General features: G+C 36.7%; 4 protein-coding genes. 2 read left to right on the top strand and 2 right to left on the bottom strand.

Annotated elements, in window-relative coordinates:
- A partial coding sequence (locus P8V03_RS18700; RefSeq protein ID WP_487286265.1) for a GNAT family N-acetyltransferase occupies window positions 1-192 on the top strand: 192 nt, incomplete at its 5' end.
- Between the two features lie 231 nt (window positions 193-423).
- Window positions 424-1,602, top strand: a complete 1,179-nt coding sequence (locus P8V03_RS18695) for a GGDEF domain-containing protein (RefSeq protein WP_318799329.1) — start codon at window positions 424-426, stop codon at window positions 1,600-1,602.
- 392 nt (window positions 1,603-1,994) lie between these two features.
- On the opposite strand, the gene P8V03_RS18690 is transcribed toward P8V03_RS18695, so the two are convergent.
- Both P8V03_RS18690 and P8V03_RS18685 read right to left on the bottom strand, forming a co-directional pair.
- On the bottom strand, window positions 1,995-3,266 hold the full coding sequence (locus P8V03_RS18690) for a sensor histidine kinase (RefSeq protein WP_318799328.1): 1,272 nt from the start codon (window positions 3,264-3,266) through the stop codon (window positions 1,995-1,997).
- Window positions 3,267-3,270: 4 nt separating this feature from the next.
- Window positions 3,271-3,836 (bottom strand): LytR/AlgR family response regulator transcription factor (locus tag P8V03_RS18685; RefSeq protein ID WP_318799327.1); only part of this gene is annotated, 566 nt, incomplete at its 5' end.

Genomic DNA, 3,836 nt, shown 5'->3' with positions numbered 1-3,836 from the left:
GAATATAGGGGACATGCTTATGGTTCGATTTTATTAGAAAAAGCGAAGAAAGATGCAAAAACCGGTGGATTCTCTAATTTATATCTGTGTACAGACCATATAGGTTACTATGAACATTATAATTTTGCATATATTGGAATGGGATATCATCCATGGGGACACAGTTCACGTATATATGTTACAAACTTGTAATATAGCGCTTAAATACTTAAGCTATACAATTGTCCATATTTCAAATTTGTTTTAAAAATCCCATAACGGAGAATTTAGATATTTATAAGTTAATGCCATGATGAAAAATATGTTATAATTTTTGTATAAATTAAGCAAGAATTATAAGACAATATATACTAATTTTTACTTTTATAAGTTAGTCTTATAAAAAGAGTATTAATTAAATTTAGATAAAGGGGAGTAAATAAGATGGTTACTTATAGAATATCCTCGTTTTTCACAATCCTTCTTTTAGTTTTAACAGTTCATATCCTGCTTACAAGAAAAAAAACAATAAGATTCTGTATAGTTGCTTTTATATTAAATACATTATTTGTTTTTTTAAGTGGCGTTTATGCAACAGAACATACACATAACGATGGAATTGTTAAGGTTATTCTGTATTTTATCTCCTTTTCTTACATAGTATACTTAAACTTAGTTTTTGAAGAATCCATATCAAAAAAAGTATTTACCTTCTTTAGCATTTGGCTGTTTTCTACAATTGCACTTTTCATTGCTATACCATCTGCAGAATTAGTTTCAGGTAATGATGATAACTATACTCAAAACCTTATATATATTTTTAGAAATTGTATTAATGCTTTATTCTTATTAGTGGCTTATTTGGGGATAGGTAAACATTACAAAACAATTCTTAACTTAGTGTCTGATAAAACCATAAGGTATATGTTTTTATACCCTGTTATTTCATTTTTGTTGTTAATTACTAACTTTACGACACCCACACACATTGCACATTTAAGAAACTTTAATTCTATATATGATATGCTATTGTTTTTATTATTCATAATCGTGGGATATGTACTTGTATTTGTGGGGATATTTTCAGCATCTCAAATAGCTTCCATGCAATGTAACATGGAGAGGTTGGAGTTGATTTCAAAAACAGATTCATTAACTGGGTTATACAACCGAAGATATATTGTGGAAAAACTTGAAAATGAGTTTATAAATTATAAAAAAACTAAAAAGAAATTTTCACTTATCGTTGCAGATATAGATTATTTTAAAAAGATAAATGATAGCTTCGGACATGACTGTGGAGATCAAGTGCTGAAAGCAGTAGCCCAAAACTTACAGGATGCGGTTGGAGAACGAGGATTTGTATCCAGGTGGGGAGGGGAGGAATTTCTTATATTGCTTCCAGAAACAGAAATCGAGGATGCCCGCATACTGGTGGATAAAATCAGGAAAACTATTGAAGAAGAAATTATCGAGTATAATGGAATTCAAATATCAATTACATTGACCTTTGGAGTAACCGTTAATGAAGATTATGAAATGATTGATGATACAATAAAAAAAGCAGACGATGCATTATATGAAGGAAAAGGTCAAGGAAGAAACTGTGTTGTTTTATCATAATTTTTCAATTCAATTCTTATGGGAATTTTTTTATCGTTTAGATTTATTTTTTATCTTAAACTGATAGTCAATGTTATGATATAAAGTTAAAATTAAAGTAAGATTTATGTAATATAAATATTGAGGGTAGAGGTATTGATTGGATTAAGAAAATATGGATAAAGAAATGCTTATTAAAATTTTAAAACAAAAGGATGATTTGTTAAAAAAACAATAATATCCATTTCAAAAAGTCTCACGACAACTATCTTGACAAACGGGATTTTCCTCTTTTGTCGCTGTCTATTCATCCTCCTTTTTTACGGTGGACGGGGGCAGAGTCCATTTTTGTGCCCCCTTGAACTACTCCTGTGAACCGATATGAATAGCGGAAAATAAGGTTAATTAAGAGATTATGCAGTGGCTTGAAATATAAACCAGCCATCCTTGATCGAAAACTGAAATACACCGCCATGCTTTTCCACGATATGAGCCATGCTTTTTGTGCCAAAACCATGCCCCTGTTCTTTTGATACAGGCAGGCCCTGATGAAATACCGGTTCTGTCTGATAGCTATTGCGGATGTCAATGCACAGCTTGTTATTCTTGGAATACACACGCAGCCGGATTATGCGTTTATTTCTGTCAGGTATATTTTCAGAGGCATGTATGGCGTTTTCCAAAGCGTTTGACAATAGCGAACAAAGCTCAGTGTCGCTGAAGGCCAGCGAGTCAGGCAGCTTGGCATCTATCGTCAACAGGATTGCTGATTGTTTTGCTTTGGCGGCGAAAGCGGACAAAATCAGATTGACGGTTTCGTTTTCGCAAAAGCGTATGGGCGTGATGGCATCCATGTCGGACTGGGCAGTCCGCAGATACTCTTTGATCCCCTCTATGTGTCCCTTGGAGGCCAGCCCCTGTAAAAGAGCGAAATGATGTCGCATATCATGCCGATAGGACGCGGCATTCTGCTGCATCTGCCGCAGAGAAGAAAACTCTGTTTGTGCCTGTCTAAACTGGGTATCCAGCATATCCCGCTCTCTTTGGATGCTTGCCTGTTTTTGCGTTTCGGCATAGTAAAGAAGGACAAACACAAAATAGAATGTCGATGTCACAAAAGGCATGAACTGTACTGCCGCCCGTGCCCCGCTGTACATAAAATCGGTATAAACAGTGGCGAAATAGTCGAACAGATAGTAAAAAGCCGGCATGGCGCCAAACAGCAGGCAGGATTTAACGGAGCGTTCCATTAGATGCCGAACAGATTTCATCGCATATTTTTGCAGGAAATAGTACATCAGAAACGCAGCTGTAATATAACCGACGTGGTCCATGGAAGCACTGTCAAAAGCGACTCCTATAACAGTGCCGATCCAGCGAGAAGGCTGGCAGCACAGGAAGGAGACAAACATACTGGTTAGTGAAATCAGCCATGGGCGCTTTAAGTACACGACGATAAAAATAGCAACCGGCAAATGGGAAAGAAGCGGATATATTTTTATCGTCATGTCCATACCCCAGATCCGCAAGCAGACGATTTGTAAAATAAATAAAATGACGGTAAAGCATCCAAGAGCCAGATCATTTCTCCGTGTACGGGCCATTCCGGCGGAACTGACCGCAACCGTCACACCGAATAGCAGGGCAATAAAGTAACGTAAGAATGCAATGGCAGTTTCTATCATTCCCTTATTCCCCCTCCATTTGATAATTCAGATATTGCTGCTTAATCTCCCGCGCTTTGCGCTGTGCAATAGGGACAGAGGAAAGGGTCTGTAAGGTGATCTGATGATTTTCAATGGTATCCACATACTGCATATTCACAAGATAGGAGCGGTGGGGTTTGATAAAACACCCATATTTCAGAAGGTTATCGCAGACAGAGGAAAAAGACTCAGTACATTTGATTATCTTACCGGAGCGCAGGTGATACAACACATTTCTGCCGGTAACCTCGGCAAAAGTCAAATTTGAGATCAGTATTTTTTGAATTCCCTCATTACTCTTTACGATAAGCGCATCCTCGTCTTTTTCCACTTTTATCTGCTCCAATATTTCGTCAAAGGTGAAGAATAGTTTTTCTTTTGATATTGGCTTTAGTACATAGTTGATGGCTTTCACTGAATAGCTTTCCAAAGCAAATTCGGGCGATGATGTAAAGAACAAAATCGGTGCGGTTTTGTCAAAACCACGGATTTCCTTTGCGACATCAATGCCCATAAAGCCCGGCATAATAATATCGAGACAGTATATAT

Origin of the sequence: Clostridium tanneri (assembly GCF_033659955.1) — a bacterium.
GTDB classification, from domain to species: Bacteria; Bacillota; Clostridia; order Clostridiales; family Clostridiaceae; genus Clostridium_AM; species Clostridium_AM tanneri.
This window is presented reverse-complemented; position numbering and strand designations above follow the sequence as displayed.

Excerpts from the sequence above, each read along its gene's own strand:
- P8V03_RS18695 (WP_318799329.1), top strand. The coding sequence starts at position 424 with ATGGTTACTTATAGAATATCCTCGTTTTTCACAATCCTTCTTTTAGTT.
- P8V03_RS18690 (WP_318799328.1), bottom strand. The coding sequence starts at position 3,266 with ATGATAGAAACTGCCATTGCATTCTTACGTTACTTTATTGCCCTGCTA.